This is a genomic window from Salinivibrio sp. SS3 (assembly GCF_001722105.1).
Taxonomy (GTDB): Bacteria; Pseudomonadota; Gammaproteobacteria; order Enterobacterales; family Vibrionaceae; genus Salinivibrio; species Salinivibrio kushneri.
The window spans coordinates 1-782 of record NZ_MEBQ01000040.1 but is presented as its reverse complement, the minus strand read 5'-3'; the positions used below and the strand labels follow the sequence as shown (position 1 = coordinate 782).

Annotated in this window: 3 protein-coding genes; all 3 read left to right on the top strand. The window is 49.9% G+C overall.

Going from position 1 to position 782, the window contains the following annotated elements; translation table 11 throughout:
• A partial coding sequence (locus BGL48_RS16270; RefSeq protein ID WP_176719665.1) for a hypothetical protein occupies positions 1-186 on the top strand: 186 nt, incomplete at its 5' end.
• 75 nt (positions 187-261) lie between these two features.
• Positions 262-504, top strand: coding sequence for a hypothetical protein (locus BGL48_RS11410; protein ID WP_069362755.1), 243 nt, complete (start codon positions 262-264; stop codon positions 502-504).
• A gap of 54 nt (positions 505-558) precedes the next feature.
• The gene (locus BGL48_RS16265; RefSeq protein ID WP_176719664.1) at positions 559-723 is read left to right on the top strand and encodes a hypothetical protein; all 165 of its coding nucleotides are present in this window, start codon (positions 559-561) and stop codon (positions 721-723) included.
• The last annotated feature ends 59 nt before the right edge of the window (positions 724-782 follow it).

Below are 782 nucleotides of genomic sequence, written 5' to 3'. Positions count from 1 at the left end.
AAAGGGAAGGGGAGAAGAGAGAAAAAGGGGGGGAAAAAAGAAAAAAAAAAGAGGGGGTGTAAAAAAGGAGAGGGGGAAAAAGGAAAAGGAGAGAGAAAAATGGGAAAGGGGAGGAAGGAAGAAAGAAATAGTGGGGGGGATGAAGTGAAGAGAAAGAGAGAGGAAAAGGGGAAAACGGAGGAATAGGAGGGAGGTAGGGGGGGGGAGGGGGAGAGAGGGGAGGGGAGGGGAAGGGAGGCAATAGGGGAATCGGGGGGGGGTTTGAGAGAAACGAGAAGAGGGGTTGCCGGGACGCGTATAGGGGGGAGGAAAGGGGGGAAAGGGGGAGGGGAAGGGAAGGGAAAAAGGGAGGGGGGGAAGAAAAGAGAGAGGGGAAGAGAGGGAAAGAGGGAAAAAAGAGAGAGGGAGAGAGAAAGGGGGGAAGGGGAAAAAGGGGAAAAGAGGGAGGAAGGAGGGGGAAGAAAAGAGGAAGAAAAAGAAGAGGGGAAGGAAGGTGTGGGTTGAAGGAAAGGGAGAAAAAAGAGATAAAAAAAGGAGAAGGAGGAGGAAGGAGAAGAGGTGAAAAAGAGAAAGAGCGAGAGGGGTGAGAGAAGGAAGAAAGGGGAGAGAGTGAAGGGAAAGGATGGAATAGGAGAAAAGAAGAGGAGTAACTGTGCGAGAGGTAATGTAGAGAGCGAGAAGCAGCAAAGAAGGAGAAAAGGAAAATGGAGAGAGAATGCGTGATTTGGTCACAACATAAAAAGTAAGCTCGCACGAAACGGATAAAATGACATCGTCATAGG